Origin of the sequence: Pelovirga terrestris (assembly GCF_014773365.1) — a bacterium.
In the GTDB taxonomy this organism is placed as follows: domain Bacteria; phylum Desulfobacterota; class Desulfuromonadia; order Desulfuromonadales; family Geopsychrobacteraceae; genus Pelovirga; species Pelovirga terrestris.
Genome location: NZ_JACWUN010000019.1, coordinates 1 through 22642, shown reverse-complemented (window position 1 = coordinate 22642; position 22642 = coordinate 1). Strand labels below are relative to the sequence as shown.

At 52.7% G+C, this 22642-nt stretch carries 18 protein-coding genes; 13 read left to right on the top strand and 5 right to left on the bottom strand.

From position 1 onward, the window contains the following. Positions 1 to 25: 25 nt before the first annotated feature. Positions 26 to 1993, bottom strand: a complete 1968-nt coding sequence (locus tag ICT70_RS13590; protein ID WP_191157548.1) for a monovalent cation:proton antiporter family protein — start codon at positions 1991 to 1993, stop codon at positions 26 to 28. Positions 1994 to 2041: 48 nt separating this feature from the next. Beyond that, positions 2042 to 2197 (bottom strand): hypothetical protein, encoded by a 156-nt coding sequence (locus tag ICT70_RS13585; RefSeq protein ID WP_191157546.1) that lies wholly within the window; start codon positions 2195 to 2197, stop codon positions 2042 to 2044. A gap of 137 nt (positions 2198 to 2334) precedes the next feature. On the opposite strand from ICT70_RS13585, the gene ICT70_RS13580 reads away from it, so the two are divergent. From ICT70_RS13580 to ICT70_RS13535, 10 genes are all read left to right on the top strand, one after another. After that, on the top strand, positions 2335 to 2868 hold the full coding sequence (locus tag ICT70_RS13580; protein WP_191157544.1) for a DUF3750 domain-containing protein: 534 nt from the start codon (positions 2335 to 2337) through the stop codon (positions 2866 to 2868). A 311-nt stretch (positions 2869 to 3179) separates the two neighbouring features. After that, the gene (locus tag ICT70_RS13575; protein ID WP_191157542.1) at positions 3180 to 5882 is read left to right on the top strand and encodes a cation-transporting P-type ATPase; all 2703 of its coding nucleotides are present in this window, start codon (positions 3180 to 3182) and stop codon (positions 5880 to 5882) included. 102 nt (positions 5883 to 5984) lie between these two features. After that, positions 5985 to 6656, top strand: a complete 672-nt coding sequence (locus tag ICT70_RS13570) for a TIGR04211 family SH3 domain-containing protein (RefSeq protein ID WP_191157540.1) — start codon at positions 5985 to 5987, stop codon at positions 6654 to 6656. Between the two features lie 170 nt (positions 6657 to 6826). Then, on the top strand, positions 6827 to 8170 hold the full coding sequence (locus tag ICT70_RS13565; protein ID WP_191157596.1) for a HipA domain-containing protein: 1344 nt from the start codon (positions 6827 to 6829) through the stop codon (positions 8168 to 8170). A gap of 116 nt (positions 8171 to 8286) precedes the next feature. Then, positions 8287 to 9522, top strand: a complete 1236-nt coding sequence (locus tag ICT70_RS13560; RefSeq protein ID WP_191157538.1) for a response regulator — start codon at positions 8287 to 8289, stop codon at positions 9520 to 9522. Between the two features lie 153 nt (positions 9523 to 9675). Continuing rightward, positions 9676 to 10737 (top strand): hypothetical protein, encoded by a 1062-nt coding sequence (locus ICT70_RS13555; RefSeq protein WP_191157536.1) that lies wholly within the window; start codon positions 9676 to 9678, stop codon positions 10735 to 10737. A 5-nt stretch (positions 10738 to 10742) separates the two neighbouring features. After that, the gene (locus ICT70_RS13550; RefSeq protein WP_191157534.1) at positions 10743 to 11936 is read left to right on the top strand and encodes a vWA domain-containing protein; all 1194 of its coding nucleotides are present in this window, start codon (positions 10743 to 10745) and stop codon (positions 11934 to 11936) included. Continuing rightward, positions 11933 to 12343 (top strand): hypothetical protein, encoded by a 411-nt coding sequence (locus ICT70_RS13545; protein WP_191157533.1) that lies wholly within the window; start codon positions 11933 to 11935, stop codon positions 12341 to 12343. The genes ICT70_RS13550 and ICT70_RS13545 overlap by 4 nt, the downstream gene beginning before the upstream one ends. 263 nt (positions 12344 to 12606) lie before the next feature. Continuing rightward, entirely contained in the window at positions 12607 to 14799 is a 2193-nt protein-coding gene (locus ICT70_RS13540) for an EAL domain-containing protein (protein WP_191157531.1), read from the top strand. Between the two features lie 103 nt (positions 14800 to 14902). Then, positions 14903 to 15412, top strand: coding sequence for a peptidylprolyl isomerase (locus ICT70_RS13535; protein WP_191157529.1), 510 nt, complete (start codon positions 14903 to 14905; stop codon positions 15410 to 15412). A gap of 146 nt (positions 15413 to 15558) precedes the next feature. Here the strand turns inward: ICT70_RS13535 and ICT70_RS13530 are convergent, their stop codons facing one another. Beyond that, positions 15559 to 17112, bottom strand: a complete 1554-nt coding sequence (locus tag ICT70_RS13530) for a sensor histidine kinase (protein ID WP_191157527.1) — start codon at positions 17110 to 17112, stop codon at positions 15559 to 15561. A 106-nt stretch (positions 17113 to 17218) separates the two neighbouring features. On the opposite strand from ICT70_RS13530, the gene ICT70_RS13525 reads away from it, so the two are divergent. The 3 genes from ICT70_RS13525 to ICT70_RS13515 are packed head-to-tail and all read left to right on the top strand — an operon-like array spanning position 17219 to position 18603. Continuing rightward, positions 17219 to 17410, top strand: coding sequence for a ferredoxin (locus ICT70_RS13525; RefSeq protein ID WP_191157525.1), 192 nt, complete (start codon positions 17219 to 17221; stop codon positions 17408 to 17410). Positions 17411 to 17425: 15 nt separating this feature from the next. Beyond that, positions 17426 to 18001, top strand: coding sequence for an HD domain-containing protein (locus tag ICT70_RS13520; protein WP_191157523.1), 576 nt, complete (start codon positions 17426 to 17428; stop codon positions 17999 to 18001). After that, on the top strand, positions 18001 to 18603 hold the full coding sequence (locus ICT70_RS13515) for a DedA family protein (protein ID WP_191157521.1): 603 nt from the start codon (positions 18001 to 18003) through the stop codon (positions 18601 to 18603). The genes ICT70_RS13520 and ICT70_RS13515 overlap by 1 nt, the downstream gene beginning before the upstream one ends. A 76-nt stretch (positions 18604 to 18679) precedes the next feature. Here the strand turns inward: ICT70_RS13515 and ICT70_RS13510 are convergent, their stop codons facing one another. Both ICT70_RS13510 and ICT70_RS13505 read right to left on the bottom strand, forming a co-directional pair. Beyond that, on the bottom strand, positions 18680 to 21214 hold the full coding sequence (locus tag ICT70_RS13510; protein ID WP_191157519.1) for a bifunctional aconitate hydratase 2/2-methylisocitrate dehydratase: 2535 nt from the start codon (positions 21212 to 21214) through the stop codon (positions 18680 to 18682). A gap of 538 nt (positions 21215 to 21752) precedes the next feature. Further along, positions 21753 to 22433: a BamJ family beta-barrel-assembly machinery protein gene (locus ICT70_RS13505; protein WP_191157517.1), complete on the bottom strand. Its 681-nt coding sequence runs from the start codon at positions 22431 to 22433 to the stop codon at positions 21753 to 21755. Positions 22434 to 22642 lie beyond the last annotated feature (209 nt).

The following is a 22642-nucleotide window of genomic DNA, read 5'->3' as shown; positions in this document are numbered from 1 at the left end:
ACATCCTGTTCAGGGGGCCGGTTTTCTATCCGTGCAACGGCTCCATTCTCTCTCTGACCGCTTGGTACTGCTGGGGGCTGCCGATCAGTGCCACCAGATCGCCGACCGCAAATACCAGATCAGCTGAGGGGTTGCTGATAAAGTTCCCTTCTCGCAGAACCCCGACCACCGATGCACCAGTCTGCTGACGCAGGTTGATTTCACGCAGACTTTTTCCCACCAGCAAACTTTCCTCCTGAATTTCTTCCCAGGTCAGCTCAATCAGATCACGGGCGTGTTTGAGCAGATGAAGATCCTGCTCTACCGTCTGCTGACCACGGTCGCCATAATAGCGTTCGCGCCGCGCATCATCGGTAAATTTCTGGATCAAGGGTACCGGAATATGTAGATTCAGCAGAGCCTGCCGGGCGATTTCAAGCCCTGCTTCCAATTCCGGATTAATAACCATATACACCCCATCTTCATAAAGGGCCTTCATCTGTTCTGCCCCCACAGCCCGGACCACCATACTCAGGTCAGGATAATTCAGGTGGACATGACGAACGATCGCCTCGGTGGTGACAATATTAGGAACAGTGATCAACAGCTGTTTTGCCGCGGCGATATTGGCCGCTTCCAGCACTACCGGTGAGCCGGCATCGCCGAAGATGACCGGGTACCCCAGTTTTTTACTCTCCTTGATAGAATTCTGGGCAAGCTCGACCAGGACAAAAGGCACGTCAAGTTTGGTCAGGATGTGAGCCACGCTCTGTCCCACCTGCCCGCTCCCGGCAATCACGACATGGCCGTGCAACCCTCCAGGGGGGAGGTTGAAAGATTCCAGTTTTTCACGCTTGAACAGGCGCTGCTGTAAACGATACAAGGGGGCGGTAAAACCGGAGACCAAGGGTGTCATCAACATGCTGATGATGGTTGCAGAGAGCAAAAATGAATGCTGCTCCATACTCAGAAAACCACCTCCATAACCAACCTGCCCCAGAACAAAGGAAAATTCACCGACCTGGAACATCCCCAGAGCCACCGCCAGCGGCACAATATTGCCATAACCGAAAGCGCGGGCGATGATGGCCATAATCACTGCTTTACCAACCGATACCAGCATGACCAGCTTAAAAACTCCGAACCAGTGTTCAATCAGAAACTGGGGATTGAGCAGCATACCAACCGAGGTAAAAAACAGCAGACCAAACAGATCGCGCAGGGGGATAATGTCGCTTAACGCCTGATGACCGTAGTCCGACTCACTCAGCACCATCCCGGCAACAAAAGCCCCGAAGGCAAAAGAAAGACCAACCAGATAAGTGGCATAGCCGATGCCCAGGCCGATGGCGGTAATGGTCAGCAGAAACAGTTCACGGGAGTTCCAGCGGGCAACCCGCATCAGCAGAAACGGTAACAAGCGGGTACCAAGCAACAGCATAATAGCCAGAAAAATGATGGATTTGACCACTGCCCCACCCAACAGAGGCAAACCAGCCGCCGGATTGGTGATTTGCGGCAGCAGAATCAGCAGAGGGACAACCGCCAGATCCTGAACGATCAGAATGCCGATCATCACCCGACTCGACAGGGTTCCCATCATTCCCTGGGCCATCAATGTCTTGAGAATCACCATGGTGCTGGAAATGGAAATCAGCCCTCCCATCCACAAGGACGGGCCGGTCTCCCAACCGAACCAACGACCAATCAGGTAGCCATAAGCGATGGTGGTCAGAATCTGGATCGGACCACCGATCAGCGCCACATACTTAACCGGCTTGAGTTCCTTCAGAGAAAATTCCAGCCCCAGGGCAAACAGCAACAAGGCGACGCCGATTTCCGCGAGTTTCTCAATTTCATGGACTTCCGACATGGATAAGCCACCGGCAAACGGTCCAATCGCCACCCCGGCCAGGATGTAGCCCAGGATCAGCGGTTGACGCAGACGCTGGGCAATCAAACCACCAATCAATGCGGCGACCACAATAACAACAATATCAGCGGCAATCCCCATAAAGCTTCCCTTCTATGTGATCCATTCCATTACTTAAATTTTTCGCAACTATTCACCACTGTCCTTGTGCAGGATCGGGGTTGCTGTGGCAAGGGTGTTTGTCGCCATGGACGGCGACAACAAGCGGTCAGGGATGACGAAAATGCGTCCCTTGACATCGGGACCCCGATCCGGTGCTGAACAGATACAATTTTTCGTAATCAAAGATAGTCTGCTGAACTCACGCTGTCAAAGTAAGTCGGTAATTTCACCATCCCAACCCTTGCCAGCAAAACCTTCAGCATGCGAGAGTATAATTTATTCAACCCGTTTTTGTTGGAACAAGTAAGGACATTATTATCATGAAGAAGCTCATTCTTTTGTCAACACTGGCACTGTTCATGATACAGACTGGCTGCTCCGATGGCGATTGGCGCACTGCCAGTCGAGAACCGGCAGGAATAGCTCCGGACCCGGCACGCAACCGGGAAGCGGTGGTTCAGGTCTATGCAGCGCGCGCCTGGGGTTGGCGGGGCTGGTTTGCCGTCCATACCTGGATTGCGACCAAAGGTACCGACGAGCCCTATTACACTGTCTACGAAGTCATCGGCTGGCGCGGCAACCGTGGTCTGCCGGTGCTGCGGGTTGAGGTTGATGTGCCTGATCGCTACTGGTATGGCAAAAAGCCCCGTCTGCTGGCTGACTTCCGTGGCAGCCAGGTTGATGCGTTGATAGCACAGATTAAAACGGCTGCGCACGACTACCCGTGGGCCAACGAATATCGCGTTTTTCCCGGCCCCAACAGCAACACCTTCACCGGCTGGATTTTAGCTCAAGTCCCTGCCCTTGACGTGCGCCTGCCTTTCTCAGCCATCGGTAGCGGCTATGTAAACTAGTCTTTCACCCGCACAATTCATCGTAACCATCACTTTTTGAATATTCATCAAGCAAAAAGCAGTTATCCCACACCTGTCGTCACTACCTTTTTGCGTTTTTTAGTATCTGTGCAGCGATTGATTTATTTCTGCAACCAGACAACAGGAAGGCAACTATGGTTGCACCATCCTGTAATACCTTCAGGACCATAAAGCGCTCAACTTCCTTGTGCCGGCTGATCTCTCCTGTTAGAATTTTCAACTGACGGCAATGATTTTTTGTTTTTTTCAACACTGCCGCTGCAACAAACCTCAGCAGGAGAGCTACCCCGATGACCGCACCACAAGAACCTCTTTACCAGACAGATAATCCTCACCATATCGACCCGGATCAGATCATCAAGCAACTTGACAGCCCGACAAAGGGGCTGAGTCAGTCCGAAGCCCAGAGAAGGTTGGAAAAAGTCGGCTACAACCGCTTGCCTGCTGCGGAAAAAGAAGGGATTTTAAAGCGTTTTTTCAAACACTTTCATAATCTGCTGATCTACGTGCTGCTTGCTGCTGCGCTGTTAACGGCACTCCTCGGTCACTGGATCGATACCGGCGTCATTCTTGCCGTGGTCATCATCAATGCGGCCATCGGTTTCATTCAGGAAGGCAAAGCTGAAGAGGCCCTGGAGGGGATTCGCAAAATGCTGTCGTTACAGGCCCTGGTCTTGCGGGAGGGGCGCTGGGTGGAAATCAATGCTGAGGAACTGGTTCCCGGCGACCGCGTCAAGCTGCGTTCCGGCAACCGCGTGCCGGCTGATATGCGGCTGATTGAAACGACTCATCTGCAGATTGAAGAATCAGCCCTGACCGGTGAATCAATGGCGGCGGACAAATCCACCGCAGCGGTTGCTGCCGACGCCGGTATCGGTGATCGTTACGGTATGGCCTTCTCCGGCACCTTGATCACCACCGGTCGTGGCATCGGCGTCGTCACCGCCACCGGCATCCACACTGAGATCGGCCGCATCAACACGATGATAGCCGAGGTCGAAAAAATTGCCACGCCCCTGACCCGCCAGATGAACAGCTTTGGCAAACTGCTATCGGTCGTTATTGTTGGTATGGCGGTCGTTATGTGGTTTATCGGCTGGTTTTTCCACGAATATACAGTGGGTGAACTCTTCCTCTCCGCCATCGGTTTCGCTGTCGCCGCCATTCCCGAAGGACTGCCCGCTATCTTTACCATTACCCTGGCATTGGGGGTACAACGCATGGCGCGACGCAATGCTATTACCCGCCGACTCAGTGCCATTGAAACCCTGGGTTCGGTTACGGTGATCTGCTCAGATAAGACCGGCACATTAACCCGCAACGAAATGACGGCTCGCCATCTGGTCACTGCCGGCGACAGTTATGAAGTCGGTGGTACCGGTTATGCGCCGGAAGGAATAATCACCCACCAGGATCATGGCGATAAAGCGCTGAATTTCAAAGAGCATCCGGAAGTTTTTAATCTGATTGAGACCATGGCTGTCTGTAACGACTCGGAGATTGTCGAAAAGGACCAGCAGTGGCAGGTCACTGGTGAACCTACGGAGGGCGCCTTGCGCACCCTGGCAGCTAAGGCCGCTGTTGATGACAGCCACTATGAGCGCGTTGCCACCATCCCCTTCGAATCACATAACAAGTTCATGGCAACCCTCAACCGGGTTGCTGATGGGGAATTGATGATCTTCGTTAAAGGAGCACCCGATCAACTGCTCGACCGTTCAAGCTTTCAGCGCAGCACGGCCAACGGCGATGAGCCCCTTGATCGCAGCTTCTGGGAAGATCATGTGGAGAAGCTCAGCAGCCAAGGGCTACGGGTGCTGGCAGCGGCGGTGCGCCCGGCCAAGGAGGGTCAAGACGCCCTGAACATCAGTGACATTGACAGCGATCTCACCTTTTTGGGACTAGTCGGTATCATTGACCCGCCCCGACCGGAAGCAATCAACTCCATTGCCATCTGTCATCAGGCCGGCATTCAGGTAAAAATGATTACCGGCGATCACGCCGGCACGGCGGTTGCCATCGGTCGAGAAATGGGGATCACCGAAACGGATCAAGTCATTACCGGCACCGAACTGGAAAAAGCATCGGACGAGGAATTGCACCAATTGGCCAAAGACTACAATATCTTCGCCCGCACCAGCCCGGAACATAAGCTGCGCCTGGTCAAGGCGCTGCAAGCCAATGGTGAGGTGGTCGCGATGACCGGTGATGGGGTTAACGATGCCCCAGCCTTAAAACGCGCCGATGTCGGCATTGCCATGGGCATCAAAGGCACTGAAGCCACCAAGGAAGCCGCCGAAGTTGTTCTGGCAGATGACAACTTTACCTCCATTGAGCGGGCGATTGAGGAAGGGCGAACTATTTATGACAACCTGCGCAAAGCGATTCTTTTTATTCTACCAACCAACGGTGCGGAAGGGCTGGTTATTCTCACCGCGATTATTCTGGGTATTGCTCTGCCACTGACTCCGGTCCAGATTCTCTGGGTCAACATGGTGACCGCCGTCACCCTGGCGTTGGCCCTGGCCTTCGAACCGCCCGAGCCGGGGGTGATGGAACGTCCACCACGTCAACCCGGCACCTCGATTCTGGGGGGCATTTTTGTCTGGCGCATTATCTTTGTGTCGATCCTCATTGGTGGTGCTACAATTGCTATCTTTCTCTATGAGAGGAGCCTTGATCTCTCCCTCGACATGGCCCGAACTCTGGCCGTCAATACCCTGGTCTGCGGCCAGGCTTTTTATCTATTCAACAGTCGCTACCTTAAACGCACCAGCCTGAAGCCAGGTCGCCTCATCGCCAATCCCGCGGCCTGGGTGGCCGTGGCCGTTCTGGCCTGTTTTCAATTGTTATTTGTTTATGCACCCATCATGCAGCTATGGTTCGGATCAGCCCCTCTGGAGGCACGTCACTGGTTGATTCCTTTGGGAATCGGGGCTGCCGTCTTTCTTATCGTTGAAGCAGAAAAACTTCTTACGCGCCGGTGGTTATGAAGGTCGTTGGGATCGGATCGAAGGCAACTTGAATTCCACCTTCATTGAGGTTAGTATCAGCAACACCCTTTGTGTGCTCCCAAAATTCAAGAGGATGACTCGATGAAGTTTAAATTGCTATTCTTGGTCAGCCTGCTGGCCACTCTCCTTGCCGGTACCGCAATGGCTGAAACCCGCTATGTTTCCGACACGCTGCTGGTAACCGTACGCAGCAACACTACCAATGACTATCAGGTCCTCGCACGGTTATTATCAAACACCCCGGTAACTATTCTTGGTGAGCAGGGAAGCTTTTACCGGCTTCGTACCGTAGATGGAACCGAGGGTTATGTCCAGAAACAGTATATTACTGGAGAACTCCCGAAAACGCTTATTATTGACCAGCTGCAAAAGCACATTGCTGCCCTTGAAGAAGGCAATCGACAACTGCAGGCGCGCTATACTGAACTGCAAGAGTCTAATGGGGATGCTGCGGAAACCACCAATCTTGTGGTTCAACTGGAAGAAACCCGAACACAGTTGAAACAAGTGACCGAACAGTATGAAAACCTGCGCGAAAATTCTGCTGACGTTCTGACCCTGTACGAAAACAATCAGCTCCTTGAAGAGCAAAACCAGTCGCTGAACCGCGAAGTACAGGTCCTGCGTGAAGAAAACAGCAGCTTTCACCGCTCCAATATGATCCAGTGGTTTCTTGCCGGCGCCGGGGTCTTTCTGGGCGGCTGGTTTATCGGAAAAATTTCCCGACAAAAAACTCGCAGCTTTTCCCGTTGACCTCTATCTGCCCGTCATTGAATTAAACCAGGGCACTGCGCTTTGTCGGTGTCTTGGTTTAACCTTGCAAAGCTAATCGTTTTTTTTATTCTAATAAACAATTTTATCCTTGATTTAAAGGGCCCGATCAGTATCTTTAGCTCCATCTTTATATTCATCAAAGGGGCTTTATGAAAACCAACCGACAACAATTGCTACAGTTGCTGGCTGATCGGGTGATGACGTCACGTGAACTGATCCGGGAACTCGGCATCAGCCAACCGACCCTGTCCCGGCTGATCAACAGCATCCAGAATGACATTGTTGTGATGGGAAAAGGACGTGCAACCTGCTATGGCCTGCCCAAAAAACCAGGACAGGAGGTTAACCGCCTACCGGTTTACAGTATCGATGTTAAAGGCGATGTCCACCCTTACGGTCAACTGACCCCACTACAGGGAGGACAGTACTGGTGGCAGTCCATTACCTGCAGCGGTGAAATTTCCCATCACTTGCCGTGGCAAATCCAGGACTTGTTGATTAACGGTTATTGCGCTCGTGCTTTTGCTCTTCGCTACGGCGACCACCTTAAGCTTTCCCCGCGACTCACTGACTGGACTGAGGAGGACATGCTGATTGCCACCAGTCGTTGTGGTGAGGATCGACCCGGCAACCTGATTCTGGGTGAAGAATCCCTTGCCCGCTATTTTGAGCTGGTACGCAATCCACCCGAATTGATCGAGCTTGGCAGCCAGGCCCTTGAATACCCGCAATTGGCGCTTAAAACCCTGGCCAGAGAGACCATTCCGCTACAGCTTAGCGGAGAACAGCCCAAGTTCTCGGTTTGTCTCAACGAACGTGGCGCCCCCTGCCGGATGCTGGTTAAATTTTCACCAGCGGCAGACAGCAAGGAGGCCAGACGCTATGCTGACCTGCTGGTGTGTGAACATCTGGCACTTGAAGCTATCCGCATCGCCGGATTGAATGCCGTGCGTTCACGGCTGGTCATCAGCGGTAATCAGACCTTTTTATGTATCAAACGATTTGATCGCCGCGGTCTGTTCGGACGTCTGCCGGCCACGTCGCTGCGCGCCCTGCACTCCCGCATCCAGGAGCCTTGCGATGATTGGGTGTCAGCGGCAACCCGCCTGCAGAAGCAGGGGATTATTTACCTTAGTGAAGCCAGAAAACTTCACTGGTTGGCTCTGTTCAGCGACATGATCGGTAATGCTAATCAGCATTTTGGCAACATTTCTTTTTTGCCCCACGGTAAAGACAATTACCTTCTGGCGCCGGCCTATGGGATGCGCCCAACCATCTATGAACCCCTGGCCGGTGAAATTCCGGCACGCCTGTTCACTCCGCCATCGCTGCGCAAAGAAGCAGAGGGCGAACTTGCTGCTGCCCGACAAGCTGCTATTCTTTTCTGGAAGAGTGCCGCGATTGATGAGCGTATCTCTGAAGGTTTTCGCCAGATCTGCTTTGAAAACTGTGAATTATTGCAACTGCAGGAACAAGGGAGCAAAAGCCCTTAGCCAAGTCAGGATTTTCTCATAAACAGAGAGCAACATCATTTATCATTTATGCTACTATGGTTAGCAAGGTTCACCACCGCTCCTTTTTCCTCTTGCTGCCGGCTGGAATCTGATCGATGAATGACACGCCAAGAATTCTTTTTATTGATGAAGATCCCGGGATACTGGCTGCTCTGCAGACATTACTGCAAAACGAGGAGTGGGAATGCCATTTTGTTTCAAGCGCCGGCCAGGCGCTGCAGCACCTGGTGGACCACCCCGTTGATCTGGTGGTCAGTGCTGCCGTCATGCAGGAAATGGACGGCAACAGCCTGCTCTGGGAAATCCGCGAGCGCCACCCAACGACCATTCGTCTGCTCCTGACGGGTCACCCCCACCATACCAGGGTCCTGCAAGCTTTAGCCCAAGGGTCCACCCAGCAGATCATTCCCAAACCCTGGATTGATCTCGAACTTAAGGAAATCCTCCGTAGCGCCCTGCGGCAGGCGCACTATCAGCGCAAGTACGGCTTGGAGTTGCAAAAGCTGATCAATACCATTCCCCTGCTTCCAACCTTGCCGGAAACCTATAGTCAGGTGCGCGCCTGTATCAGCGATGATGACATCGACATCGAAGGAATGGCGGAGGCCATCAGTGAGGATGTCAGTCTGTCCGCCACCCTGCTGCATTGGGGCAACTCAGCCCTTTTTGGTCAGCGCTTTCTCGTCGACTCGATTAAAAAAGCGATTATTGTCTTGGGCACGGACATCGTCGAAAATCTGGTATTGTCGGAGGCAGTGTATCGGGCGGTCAAAACCGATACCAGTAAAGTTCCCGGGTTTGATATCAACCGCTTCAAAAAACATTCGATTGCCTGCGCAACAATTTCCCGGTTACTGATCAAGCTGACCTACAGCAGCAATGTCGGCATGCAGGACCGTGCTTTTATTGCCGGACTGCTTCACGATATAGGCAAATTGTTACTGGCTAACTACCTGCCGGACAAATTCCAGCAAGCGATTGACCTTGCTGACACAAATCAATGGTCTCTGCTAAAGGCAGAACCTAGTATCTACGACACAGATCACGCTGAAATCGGGGCCATGCTGGCACAATGGTGGAATTTGCCACCCTTTTTGGTCGAAGCCATCCGCTCCCACCATCACCTGCGCACCACCCCGATTGAACCGGAGGTCAGCGCTGCGGCCTACGCAGGGAATATTCTTGCCTGTCAGTTCAACTTTTGTGCCCGCCAGGGAACGAACGAGAGTGATTTGCCCGACGGCTGCTATGAGCGCTTTCACCTGAATGACGAAGTCATTGACCTGCTTAAACATAAAACCCGGGAAGTGCTCAGCCAACTCCCCACCTGATTACATTAAACCTCTTGCATAGCAATCTGTTCTGATCCAGCCTCCTTTTGACTTTCACCGGTACCTTCCGGCATAGTAAGAGACTGTTTACCCCCCTTCATTCTGCAATCAATGGGATACTGACCGTTTTAGCCGAGCCAATACGAGTACGTCATGAATATCGAACAGATGAAGATGGTACTCAAAGAAATCCTGACGACGACCGACCTGACTCCTTGTGTGGTTGGTCACCGGGGTGTCGGCAAAACCGCCGGCATTATTCAGGTCTGTCGCGAGATCAAGCGCAGTTATATTCCTTTACGTCTGGGACAGATGGAGGTTGGTGACCTGGTCGGTATTCCCTATCGCGTAGACGAGACCATGCACTGGTCCCGTCCATCCTGGTGGCCGGCCGACAATGCTGCGCCAACAGTTATTCACTGTGATGAACTCAATCGCGCCCAACAGGAAGACACCCTGCAGGCGATTTTTCAGTTTGTTGAACCACCATCCCAGGGGCAACAACGCTCGTTGCACACGCACAAACTGGCACCGCAGCATCGGGTCGTGGTTGCCATCAACCCACCCGACGGCAGCTACCAGGTCACCCCACTGGATCGGGCCCTGCTTGATCGCATGGTGGTCATTCAGGTCGAGTCTGACGCCACCTGCTGGTCTGTCTATGCCCAACAAGCCGGCTTCGATCAATCGGTACGGCACTTTATCGGTTCTCACCAGCACCTGCTGTCCCTGAATAATGCCAGCTTCGATATGCATGTCGAGCCTTCTGAACGCGCCTGGGAAATGATCAGTATTCTGCGCCGTCATTGCCGCTTCCCGCAAGTACTGGAAATGGAGGTCTACAGCGGTGTTATCGGCAAGGAAGCTGCCGTGGCCTTTCTGCAGTGGTGCAATGAGCAACGCTTGCGTCCCTTGAGTGCTCAGGACATTCTGCAACACTGGCCCGAGGTGGCCGGGCAGGCAGAAAAACAACGTGACGATATCCAGGCAGCGACCATCAACGAACTGACCTCCCTGCTGCAGCAACAGATCCATCTCAATGAAGCAGAACAGGATCATCTGGTGGCCTATATCGATATTCTGCCCCGCGATATGCGCTTTGCCATGGTCAAGAGCCTGCTGCGGATCCCGACCATCGCCACAGTTTTGTGCCAGGATAAGTACGACGCCGCGATTCTGGATACGATCCGTAACATCAGTCAGGATGCTTTATAACGCCAATGCGCCAGCTTGAAGATGCCATTGTCAGGTTGCTGAAACAGCGCCCCTTTTACGGCCACTTTCTCCTGCAGTTTCGGCGCCGTCCCTACCAGGGGCGTAAAGCGGTCGCTGTGACCCTGATCGATGCACTGCCGACCTTGATGGTTTCATCGCAGCATTTTGCCTGTTTTTCCAGTGATGAGCAGCAGGCACTGCTCGAACATCTGGTCAAGCATATCCTTCATCTGCACCCGTGCCGGCGCCGGGATCGCCACCCCAGGCTCTGGGATCTGGCCTGCGACCTTGCCATTAACCCCGGAATTGACAACATGCCTGCCGAGGCGCCGCGCCCGGAACGCCTGAAGCTGGGGTTAGGTCTGGCCGCTGAAGAATATTACGACCAGCTTCGACTGATACCACGGCTGGGGGATCAACTCGGCGCCGGCGATGGGGACAATTCCGCTGACATCTCCGGCGAACAGACGACCGACAGATCAGCAGCAACCCTTGAGGCTATGCAGCTGCAACCGCTGGATGATCACCAGCACTGGCAGGACGCTGAACGCACCCCGGAGGCCCTGAGCGAACAAGTAGTACGGCAGATGGTGCAATCGGCCTGGCATGAAAGTAGAGACGAAGGAGCTGGCGATCTGCGGGCCCTGATCCACTCCTACCTGACCCCGCCGACCATCCCCTGGCAACAGATACTGCGCCAGTTTATCGGCACCGCCGGACGGGTCGGCAAAACCGCTACCTGGAAGCGGGCCCATCGCCGTTTCGATCAGACAACGCCGGGAATTCGCAAAAAACAATATCTGAACCTGGTGGTTGGTATTGATGTCAGTGATTCCACCGATACCCAGCCTCTACGTGAAACCTTCGCCGGAGAACTACTAAGGATTGCCCAGGCACGGCAAAGCCGGATAACCGTGCTTTATGCGGGCAGCCGGATTCAGAAAATTTCGACCTTTAGCGGCAACCCCGCTGTCATCGAAACCTTTCGTGGCGGTGGTTTTACCGACCTGCGTCCGATTTTCGACTATGCCCGACTCATGCAACCCCGCCCTGCGGCGATTATCTACCTGACCGATGGCTTTGGCCCCGCCCCGGAAGCATCAGACATTCCGACCCTGTGGGTACTATCGCCAGAGGGGCAAAAGCCGGTAACATGGGGGCTGGAATTGCGACTTGACAAGCTACTGGAGACGTTATGACAACGACCCAACCACCCCCCATGTCAGAAGACAGCGTAACCGCCATGCTCTCGGCAGCGGGGGCACGAGTCAGAGGGCGCGCCGGGCGGAGTGATCACTACGGGTCGCCGCGCGATTTGTCCTTTGAGGTCAAGGCACTGTTCCCCAACCAGCTGGGATTACAGATTACCGCCCGTCAGTACAACTATCGTGACCCCTGGGAAGCCAGCGGCAGAGTCAATGACCTGGTTGACGTGGCTCTGTTATTCGAAGGAAACTACAGCCAATTGCCCAAGGGCTACCGCTACTTTCAAGGCACCGACACGGAAGAAAATCTCGATTCCGACCAATTACAGGAACTGATTGAGGCGATTGCGACCATCAATCCCAAGCTCTTTATCTTGCAGAACCTGACCGGCGACCTGTAGCAAAGAAGCCGGAGCAAAATGGCCATAGATTTAAATATTGCAACTATTCACCACTGTCCTTGTGCAGGATCGGGGTTGCTGTGGCAAGGGTGTTTGTCGCCATGGACGGCGACAACAAGCGGTCAGGGATGACGAAAATGCGTCCCTTGACATAGGAACCCCGATCCGGTGCTGAACAGATACTAAATATTTTTACTGATTTCAGTCACAACAATGTTATAGTAAAAAAATATCATGAGCATTCTCAAAACAAGGTTGTCTACATGGGGCGTCAAAAAAACCCGTTAATCCTCACCATTGACGATGAAGATCCGATCCGCAACAGCTTCCAGCTGTTTCTGGAAGATCATGATTTTGACGTGGTTGAAGCGAGGAGCGGGCGCGAAGGACTGGAGGTCTTTCGCCGCGAAAAGCCGGATCTGGTTCTATGCGATCTGCGTATGCCGGAGATGGACGGACTCGAGGTTCTCCAGACGATCAGGGCGGAATCTCCAGACACTCCGATTATCGTCGTTTCCGGCACCGGGATTATCGGTGATGCGATAGAGGCAATCCATCGCGGGGCATGGAACTATCTGCTTAAACCGATTCAGGACATGTCGGTTTTGTTGCATGCGATCAATCAGGAGCTTGAGCGGGCGCGCCTGATCATTGAAAACCGCGCCTATCAGGAACACCTTGAAGAAGAGGTCACCCGCCGTACCGCTGCGCTGCAGAAGGCCATCAACGACCTCAACGAATCACATTTCAAGCTACGCAAGAGTGAAGAAACCTACCGCTCCATTTTTGAAAATTTACAGGATGTCTATATCGAATTTGCCGGTAACGGCGTGATCCTGGAAGTCAGCCCATCCATCTCCGCAATTTCAGCGTTCAAGCGTGATGAATTAATCGGCACCAAAGTTGAAGGGCTCTTTCCCCTGACACAAGAGCGCGACGAGCTATTCGACCTCCTCAATCAAAGCGGCCAGATTCGTGATTTCGAGATCCACCTGCGCGACAAAGACCAGCACGATATCCCCTGTTCCCTTAACGCCAGTTATCAGGGGATCGAGCGGGAAAATGCTGACAAAATCTGTGCAACGCTGCGCGACATCACCGAACGCAAACAGGCTGAGGCAAGGATTGAATATCTGGCGTACTATGATGCCTTGACCGAGCTGCCGAATCGTCGCCTGCTGATCAATCGCCTGGAGCAGAACCTTTCTCGTGCCAGACGCTATGGCCACTATGGTGCCATGCTTTTTCTGGATCTGGATCGTTTTAAAAATATCAATGATTCCCTCGGCCACCCGATCGGTGATGATCTCCTCAAGCAGGTCGCTGAACGTCTGGCGACCGATATGCGCAGCGAGGATACCATCTCACGTCTGGGAGGAGATGAATTCGTCGTCCTCTTATCTGACCTTGGCACAGAGTCGGCAGCGGCAGCGACGGCTGCTCAACAAAAGGCAGAAAACATCAAGGAACGTCTGACCGAACCCTATATCATTCGTGACAACATTCTGCATATCACCCCGAGTATCGGAGTTGCCATGTTTCCGTCGGTGGACGGCAGCTACGAAACCGGCAGTGATATCCTGCGTTATGCCGATACTGCCATGTACCGGGCCAAGGATGATGGGCGCGACACCATTCGCTTCTTCCTGCCAAGCATGCAGGCGGCGGCTGACTATCGGCTCGCCCTGGAAAAAGAACTGCGCCATGCCATCGAACGCGATGAATTGTCACTTTATTTTCAACCGCAGGTCGATTATCACGGCAACATCCTTGGCGCTGAGGCGCTGATTCGCTGGACCCACCCAACCAAGGGATTTATTTCACCCGGCACCTTTATTCCCATTGCCGAAGCCAGTGGCTTGATTCTATCGATTGGTGAATGGGTATTGCGAACCGCCTGCCGGCATTTAAAACAGTGGAACGATCAAGGACTGGGACTGACTCATCTCGCCATTAACGTCAGCCCCCGCCAGTTCCGCCAACCTGAGTTTGTCGGCCAGGTTCAGTCGATCCTGGATGAAACCGGGGTCAACCCGAGCATGGTCTGCTTTGAACTGACGGAAGGTCTGGTGATTGATAATATTATCGACACGATTGAAAAAATGCAGGGGTTAAAAAAACTGGGACTGCAACTTTCCATCGACGATTTTGGCACCGGCTATTCTTCCTTGACCTATCTGAAAAAAATGCCCCTGGATATTCTCAAAATTGATCAGTCCTTTGTTCGTGACATTGAAACCGATGCCAATGATGCCGCCATTGTTGCCACCATTATTGCCATGGCCGAACATCTTTATCTTAAGGTGATTGCCGAAGGGGTCGAGACCCGCCCTGAACTCGACTTTCTCAAGCAGAATGGATGTAATCTTTTTCAGGGCTATCTGTTCAGCCGCCCGATTCCAGGTCACCAATTTGTCGATTTACTCGCGAAGGGTATCCCACAGACCGGCAGTTAATCCATGCCAGACCCCGATCTCTACACCAGGATGTTGCCCTGAACCATAACCTGAACAGGTTTTATCTGCGTCAGCCATCCAACTATTTCACAGGAGAGGAAGTATGAGCCAACAACCAAAGGTTATTATCGAAACCAGCAAAGGGTCGATCACCATTGCCCTGAATCAGGAAAAAGCCCCGATCTCTACTGAGAATTTTCTTGGTTATGTGCGCAACGGCTTTTATGATCAGACAATTTTCCATCGGGTTATCCCCAACTTTATGGTCCAGGGTGGCGGTTTTACTGCTGACATGAAACAAAAAGGAACCAGCCGGCAAATTAAAAACGAAGCCGACAACGGTCTTAAAAATGTCCGCGGTTCTATCGCTATGGCACGCACCCAGGTGGTAGACAGTGCCACCAGTCAATTTTTTATTAACCTGGTCGACAACAGTTTTCTCGACCACCAGGGAAAGACTCCCAACGCTTATGGTTACGCCGTATTTGCCCAGGTCACTGACGGCATGGAGGTTGTTGACGCTATCGCCAAGGTGCCAACCGGCAATTCCGGCCATCATCAGGATGTTCCCAAAGATGCCGTCTTGATCCTGAAAGCCACCATCGTCGAATAAAAAAAGGGTCGCTGCGAAGACCCCTTTCTTCGCAGCGCCCCCCCCCCACTACCCACTACCCACTACCCACTACCCACTACCCACTACCCACTACCCACTACCCACTACCCACTACCCACTACCCACTACCCACTACCCACTACCTATCAAACCGCCAACGGCAAAACCAACCTGAAAACACTCCCCTGCCCCGGGCATGACTCGACCTGCAACCGACCACCGGCCTCGTCAATAATCCGGTGACAGATCGTTAATCCCAGACCGGTTCCTTCTCCCGGTGCCTTGGTGGTATAAAAAGGATCAAAAATTCGGGGAAGATGACCCGCTGCAATACCACAGCCATTATCTTTGATCTGCAGCCAGACATGATCCGTTCCGCATCCGGCGGTCAGCTCAATCGCCCCTTTTTTTTCACAGGCATGAACAGCATTGATCAACAAATTGATATAGACCTGATGAAGTTTTTGCCGATTTATCTGTACTATGGCGGAAACCTCAGCCAGTTGATCAGCGACCCGCACCTCTTTGAACGTACCCTGGCGCGCAAGCAGATCCCGACAGTCGCGTAATTCAGCGATACAGTCAACCTCATCAATACTGTTTTTATCCGCCGGTCGAGAAAAGTTGAGGAGCTCACGTACCAGATAATCAATCCGCTGGGTTTCGGTCAGACACCGCTGCGCGACGTCCCTATCGGCCGCACTCAAGCGGGTTTTAAGCAACTCAAGATAGCCGATCAAGGCCGCTAACGGATTGCCAAGTTCATGCGCCAGGCCGGCGGCCAGTTGACCCACGGATGCCATTTTTTCACTGCGGATCAGCTCATCACGAGCCTGTTGTAATTGCCGATTGGTCTTTTTCAGTTCTTCAATATGAATACCCGTTTGCGCCTGACTTTTATCCAGGGCCATCACCATGTCATTGTAGGCGGTGGCAAGTTGAGCTAATTCTGTCGGCCCGGTGATCGGCAGGCGAGTATTCAAATCACCACGACCGACATCCCGGGTCGCCCGCAATAACAGTTTAGCCGGCTTGATAATATTGCGCTGAAGCAGATAATAACCGGCAGCAATCAGTACCAGACCATAGAGGGCCACATAGATCAGCAGTATTTTAAGGGCATCCAGCAACTGCAGACGGATATCCTCCAGGCTGAAGTGCATCTCCAGCACGCCGGCAAAGCGCTGATCGACATAGAGGGGAAGAGCCAGATGAACCCCGGCATCGGTTGCACCAAACAGATTAAGCAGGGCCGGAAAATTGACCCGCAATTCCATATTACCGGTAAGTTTGACCTGTTGACGGCGGGGCAGACTAAACGGCTGTTGTCCAGTGCGGGTGAAGGATTCCACCGCATTGAGATCCTGATCATACAGCCACCAGCCGTTGCAATTAGCATTCTCACTCAGCTTATCCAGCAAGCGTTGGCGTGACGGACCGGGGTGAGAGGAATCGGCTGACTTCTGCTGTTGCGCTAAAGCGAGGGCGACAAAACGGGCAGTTTCATCCAGGTGACGCAAGCGTTCCGCCAGCAAACGTTGCTCGGTCAGTCGCAACATCAGCATACCGCCTAACAATAGAGCTGCAACCAGAAGAAACGTCAGAGTAACCAGGATTTCAGTACGTAAACCAACATGTTTTTTCACAACGACAGAGCCCCGCAGCGTTGATGACCATTCCTGTTCACTACCATATTTCATCGGGAAAATGAATCTTGTTTGTCAAAGTGCCCCCGAACAGGTAATAATAGTCAAAGATCCACAGTTTGAAACGTTCTTCACTACATCACCATCAAAGGATTTCCTTATGGCTAAAGTGCTCTATCTTGACGAAAATGTCTGTATCGGTTGTGAAACCTGCACCCGGATCAGTCCCAGGGTTTTTCATATGGTGTCGGAACATAAAGCCGGCATTCTTGACCCAAAGGGCGATCGTATTGAAAAGATTGAGGAGGCGATGGACAACTGCCCGGTGGCCTGCATCACCTGGGATGATTAAAGCGATGCGCCTGTGATGGAAACCAGATTAAAACCGGCGGATCTGATTGATCGATATTATCTGTCCAACCTGACGGCGCGGACAATCCTTCTTGACCACAGCCGCCGGGTCTCCCGCCGGGCACTTAAAATCGCCCGATCGCTCTGCCGGAGAGGACAGAACCCTGATCTGCAGTTTATCGCCGAAGCGGCCATGCTGCACGATATCGGCATGATCTTCACCAATGCCCCCGACATCGGCTGTCACGGTGAGGTGCCATATCTGCAGCACGGCATTATCGGCGCCCGGTTACTCGAAGGGCTGGGACTGCCCGCGCATGCACGGGTGTGCGAACGTCATACCGGGGTAGGATTGACAGCGGCAGAAATCGAACAGGCCAACCTGCCCCTGCCCCGGCGTAATCTGCTTCCGGAAACCCTGGAAGAGAAGATTATCTGCTATGCCGATCTCTTTTACTCAAAAGATCCGGACAAATCGAACCTGGTCAAAAGCATCGACAAGGTACGTAAACAACTCAAGGGCTTCGGTCGTGACAAGGTGATTGTTTTTGATCGTTGGTTGGCCGATTTTGAACCGGAAGAGGGTTGCTGATGGAGGCCTGGATCCAGCAAATCCTGATGTTTCTTCCTGCCGGTGGCAAATATCATTTTCTGATCTTTTTTGTCGCCTTCGCAGAATCACTACCGGTTGCCGGTCTGCTCATCCCGGGCAGTACCATCATCGTTCTGGCTGGTTTTCTTGTTGTTGCCGGCAAAGGCAACCTGGCAACCCTGATCCTGCTGGCTGTCCTTGGTGCCCTGTGTGGTGATCTGCTCAGCCTGTGGCTGGGCAAAAGCTATGGGGGCATTTTTTTACGCATGCGTTTTTTCCGCCGCCGCCGAACGATGATCCGCTACGCCCAGAAATTCTTCCTCACTCATGGTGGCAAAAGCTTGTTTTTTGCCCGCTTTTTGGGACCGATCCGCGGGATTGTTCCATTTATTGCCGGTCTGTCGCAGATGCCCGGGCGTGGGGCAACCGGCTACATCCTGATCAGTTCAATCCTCTGGGGTATCTGCTATCCGGGTCTCGGCTATCTCGGCGGCAGCAGTCTGCAGCAGGCCCAGACGATGGGTGCACGTTTCGGCCTGGCCGTTTTCCTGCTGCTGCTGGTCGTTCTGGTCCATTACCAGGTTAAAAAACTGTTCCGGTAAGTACCGCCGTCATTAACAAAGGCCACCCGTAAACCGGGTGGCCTTTGTTGGTAACATATCTTATCAGGTTAATGGATCAGGCTCCGTACCCCTCCATCTCATCAAACTGCAGATACTGGTAAATCTGGGCTTCTTTAGGAGCAATGCGTTCCTTGTATACCGCAAAGTACTCAGCCGGAGTCGGCAATTTGCCAACATTGGCAACGACGGCACCAAGTTCGGCCGAGCCCAGATAAACCTGCGCACCATCACCAATGCGATCATCAAAGTTCCTGGTACTGGTAGAGTACATATTGACCTTGTCCGGCACCCGGGCCTGGTTTCCCATGCACAGGGAACAACCGGCAATTTCAAGCCGGGCTCCTTTCGCACTGAAGACCGAGAAAACCGCTTCTTCTTTGAGTTTTTCCTGATCCATCCGGGTCGGCGGGCAGACCCAGGTACGTACGTTGGGGTTGAACTTCTCCCCACGCCAGATTTCAGCAGCAGCGCGGAAGTGACCGATATTGGTCATACAGGAACCGATGAAAACATCCTGGATTGATGTCCCCTGGACGTCTGAAAGAAGCTTCACATCATCAGGGTCATTCGGGCAGGCCAGAATCGGTTCGGTGATCTCGGCCAGATCGATCTCGATAACGGCTGCATACTCAGCATTGGAGTCGGCGCGAATCAGCTTGGGATCCTTGAGCCAATCCTTGACCGCATCGATCCGGTTACGCAGCGTCTCTGCATCCTGGTAGCCATCCTTGATCATCTTCTCCATCAGAGCGATATTGGAACGCAGGTAAGCGCAGACGCTCTCCTCCGATAGCTGGATACAACCAGCAGCCGCAGAACGCTCAGCAGCTGCATCGGTCAGTTCAAATGCCTGCTCGACCGACAGGTCGGGGAGCCCTTCCATTTCAAGGATACGGCCGTTAAAGATATTGACTTTGTTTTTCTTGGGAACGGTCAACAGGCCTTGTTTGATCGCCCAGTAGGGGATCGCATTGACAGCATCACGCAAGGTAATGCCCTCATTTAGTTTACCCTTGAAGCGGACCAGCACCGACTCCGGCATATCGAGTGGCATAAAGCCGAGGGCACCGGCAAAGGCAATCAGGCCGGATCCGGCTGGGAAGCTGATACCTATCGGGAAGCGGGTGTGGGAGTCACCACCGGTGCCGACCGTATCGGGGACCAACAACCGGTTAAGCCAGCTGTGGATAACGCCATCGCCAGGGCGCAAAGGGACGCCGCCACGCTCGGCAATAAACTGCGGCAGGGTTTTGTGCATTTTAATATCTGCCGGTTTGGGATAGGCGGCGGTATGACAGAAGGATTGCATCACCATGGGCGACTGGAAACGAAGACAGGCGAGTTCCTTCCACTCGTCGGCGGTCATTGGCCCGGTTGTGTCCTGGGAGCCGACCGTGGTCATTTTTGGTTCGCAGGAACAGCCCGGCAACACCCCGGCAACACCGCAGGCATGACCAACCATTTTCTGTGCCTGAGTATAACCCTGCCCTGCTTTCGGCTCAGGATTCTGGACTTGAGCAAAAAGGTCTGAAGCGCCTAGTCCCAACGCCTGGCGCGCAACCCCGGTAAGAGCACGACCAATAATCAAAGGCACCCGACCACCGGCTCGATATTCATCCGGAACCGTAGAGGGCTTAATCTCAAAGGTGGTAATCACCTCACCGGCGGCGCTGGTGACCTCACCTTTGGCGGTATTGATGGTGATAATGTCACCCATATTCAGATTACTGACGTCCATGCGTAATGGCAGGGCACCTGAGTCCTGGGCGGTATTGAAAAAGATCGGTGCAATAACGCCTCCAATAATCACGCCACCGCGGCGCTTATTAGGTACGGCAGGGATATCATCACCGATACACCACAAAACGCTGTTACAGGCTGACTTGCGCGAGGAGCCGGTTCCGACAACGTCGCCGACAAAAGCTACCTGATGGCCTGCAGCGCGCCACTTGGCAATTTCCTCAATACCTCCAGGGAAGCGGGTTTTACCCATTGCCAGAGCATGCAAAGGGATATCCGGGCGACTCCAGGCATCGCCGGCAGGCGAAAAGTCATCGGTATTGATTTCGCCTTCGACCTTAAAAACTTTGACGGTTATCACTTCCGGCAACGCCGGCTTGCCGGTAAACCATTCAGCGTCAGCCCAGCTTTGCACAACCTTCTTCGCTGCTGCATTGGTTTTAGCCAGATCAATAACCTGCTCAGCAGCATCATAGACATAAGTCATTGCAGACAGCGCCTGAGCGGCGGCATCGGCAAGCTCATCATCTTTCAGGGCGTTGATCAGCGGATCGACATTATAACCACCAATCATGGCACCAAGAATCTGAACAGCTTTGACCCGATCAATCAACGGTGACGATTTTGAACCGGTAATCACATCTGCCAGAAATGCCGCCTTGACTTCAGCAGCCGGGTCCACCCCTGGTGAAACCCGTTCAGTCAGCAGATGCAACAGAAATTCTTCCTTGCCCGCTGGAGGATTCTGTAGCAGGTCGCACAGCCCAGACGTCTGTTCCGGATTTAATGGCAGCGCAGGAATACCCTGGGCCTTTCTTTCCTCTTCGTGTTTCAGATAAGCGTCAATCATCTCTCTCCTCCAGTTAGCACGTTAGAAAATTGGTTATTGGTCCTGATTTTTCATTCTAAAAACTATGGTTAAACAAGTGTTTTAGCGTCCAGCAACTGCATACTGTATACGATGTCTTAAATCGAAGTCAACGTGCAGATCCTCTTTAAATAAAAACAAACGTATCTGTTCAGCACCGGATCGAGAATCCTCTGTCAAGGGACACTTTTCGTCTTCCATGACCGCTTTTTGTCGCCGTCCATAACGACAAAAACCCTTGCCACTGGATCCAAAGGCCTTGCGCAAGGACAAAGCGGAATAGGTACAAACAAACAATCACCATAGCTTCCCGTATTGATTTTGCTACTGCGCTGCCAGCTGCCCCATCAGTGTGAATTATTGTGACACATTGAGGAGCTATCTTGATGTCAACAGGTTAAAGCGTTGGATCTGAAAATTCCAGGGAGGCAATGATCATGTTTGAAACATTACTGTTATTTGGCGTTGTCCTCATTCTCATCGGGCGTTTACTGCCCGATGAGAATGAGTCGGAAGGGGACTAATGGACCTTCAGCAGCTCAACTTCGAAGATAAGAGCGGAACTTGGCGGGATGACGGGTGGCGCACCCTGATCGGCATAGGCCAATTCAGCTGGAATGGCAATTTCCCACTTATCCCCTTCTTTCATCAGCTGTAGTGCTTCGGTCCAGCCGGGGATAACATTACCAACCGGAAACGTGGCGGGTTCCCCTCGTGAATAAGAACTGTCGAACTCGGTTCCATCTACCAGGGTGCCACGATAGTGAACATCCACCGTTGAATCAGCCTTGGGTGAGGCCCCCTTACCTTTAGACAAGACGCGATATTGCAAACCAGTTTTTGTTGTCACAACACCCTTCTTTTTGCTGTTTTTTTCAAGATATTGTTGCGACGCGACGGTATTTAGCGTGGCTTCAGCAGCCATCTTTTCCATGTCGCGCACCTGCATCTGCTGCTGAAAAGCCATCAGTATCTGCGCCATCTGATCTTCTTCCATCAGGGTTGGTTCGCCCTTAAAAGCGGCCACAAGACCTGCCGACACTTGTTCCGGGTCTATATCCAGTTCCTGCATTTTCATGTTCATGCCAATGTTCATGCCGATGGCATAGCCGATTTTCTGAGCTTCTGTTTCTAATGTTGCCGCATAACCGCTCGTCGCAACAAACATGATAATAGATACTGAAATGACAAACTTTTTCATCCTGTACAACCTTTCTATCAGAGTTTTTGGCAAGTTCATCCGGTACGGATGCGTGTAACAAAGACTTTAACAAATCAACCCAATCGGGTAGGAGGCAGGGTCGCCCCTGCCGTCCTCCCACACCACCGTACGTACGGTTCCGTATACGGCGGTTCACGAAGTGTGTTGAAAACGATGGAACTGCTCTATGTAACTGAACAGTCCCGCTC

Excerpts from the sequence above, each read along its gene's own strand:
- ICT70_RS13590 (WP_191157548.1), bottom strand. The coding sequence starts at position 1,993 with ATGGGGATTGCCGCTGATATTGTTGTTATTGTGGTCGCCGCATTGATT.
- ICT70_RS13580 (WP_191157544.1), top strand. The coding sequence starts at position 2,335 with ATGAAGAAGCTCATTCTTTTGTCAACACTGGCACTGTTCATGATACAG.
- ICT70_RS13575 (WP_191157542.1), top strand. The coding sequence starts at position 3,180 with ATGACCGCACCACAAGAACCTCTTTACCAGACAGATAATCCTCACCAT.
- ICT70_RS13570 (WP_191157540.1), top strand. The coding sequence starts at position 5,985 with ATGAAGTTTAAATTGCTATTCTTGGTCAGCCTGCTGGCCACTCTCCTT.
- ICT70_RS13565 (WP_191157596.1), top strand. The coding sequence starts at position 6,827 with ATGAAAACCAACCGACAACAATTGCTACAGTTGCTGGCTGATCGGGTG.
- ICT70_RS13560 (WP_191157538.1), top strand. The coding sequence starts at position 8,287 with ATGAATGACACGCCAAGAATTCTTTTTATTGATGAAGATCCCGGGATA.
- ICT70_RS13555 (WP_191157536.1), top strand. The coding sequence starts at position 9,676 with ATGAATATCGAACAGATGAAGATGGTACTCAAAGAAATCCTGACGACG.
- ICT70_RS13550 (WP_191157534.1), top strand. The coding sequence starts at position 10,743 with ATGCGCCAGCTTGAAGATGCCATTGTCAGGTTGCTGAAACAGCGCCCC.
- ICT70_RS13545 (WP_191157533.1), top strand. The coding sequence starts at position 11,933 with ATGACAACGACCCAACCACCCCCCATGTCAGAAGACAGCGTAACCGCC.
- ICT70_RS13540 (WP_191157531.1), top strand. The coding sequence starts at position 12,607 with ATGGGGCGTCAAAAAAACCCGTTAATCCTCACCATTGACGATGAAGAT.
- ICT70_RS13535 (WP_191157529.1), top strand. The coding sequence starts at position 14,903 with ATGAGCCAACAACCAAAGGTTATTATCGAAACCAGCAAAGGGTCGATC.
- ICT70_RS13530 (WP_191157527.1), bottom strand. The coding sequence starts at position 17,112 with ATGAAATATGGTAGTGAACAGGAATGGTCATCAACGCTGCGGGGCTCT.
- ICT70_RS13525 (WP_191157525.1), top strand. The coding sequence starts at position 17,219 with ATGGCTAAAGTGCTCTATCTTGACGAAAATGTCTGTATCGGTTGTGAA.
- ICT70_RS13520 (WP_191157523.1), top strand. The coding sequence starts at position 17,426 with ATGGAAACCAGATTAAAACCGGCGGATCTGATTGATCGATATTATCTG.
- ICT70_RS13515 (WP_191157521.1), top strand. The coding sequence starts at position 18,001 with ATGGAGGCCTGGATCCAGCAAATCCTGATGTTTCTTCCTGCCGGTGGC.
- ICT70_RS13510 (WP_191157519.1), bottom strand. The coding sequence starts at position 21,214 with ATGATTGACGCTTATCTGAAACACGAAGAGGAAAGAAAGGCCCAGGGT.
- ICT70_RS13505 (WP_191157517.1), bottom strand. The coding sequence starts at position 22,433 with ATGAAAAAGTTTGTCATTTCAGTATCTATTATCATGTTTGTTGCGACG.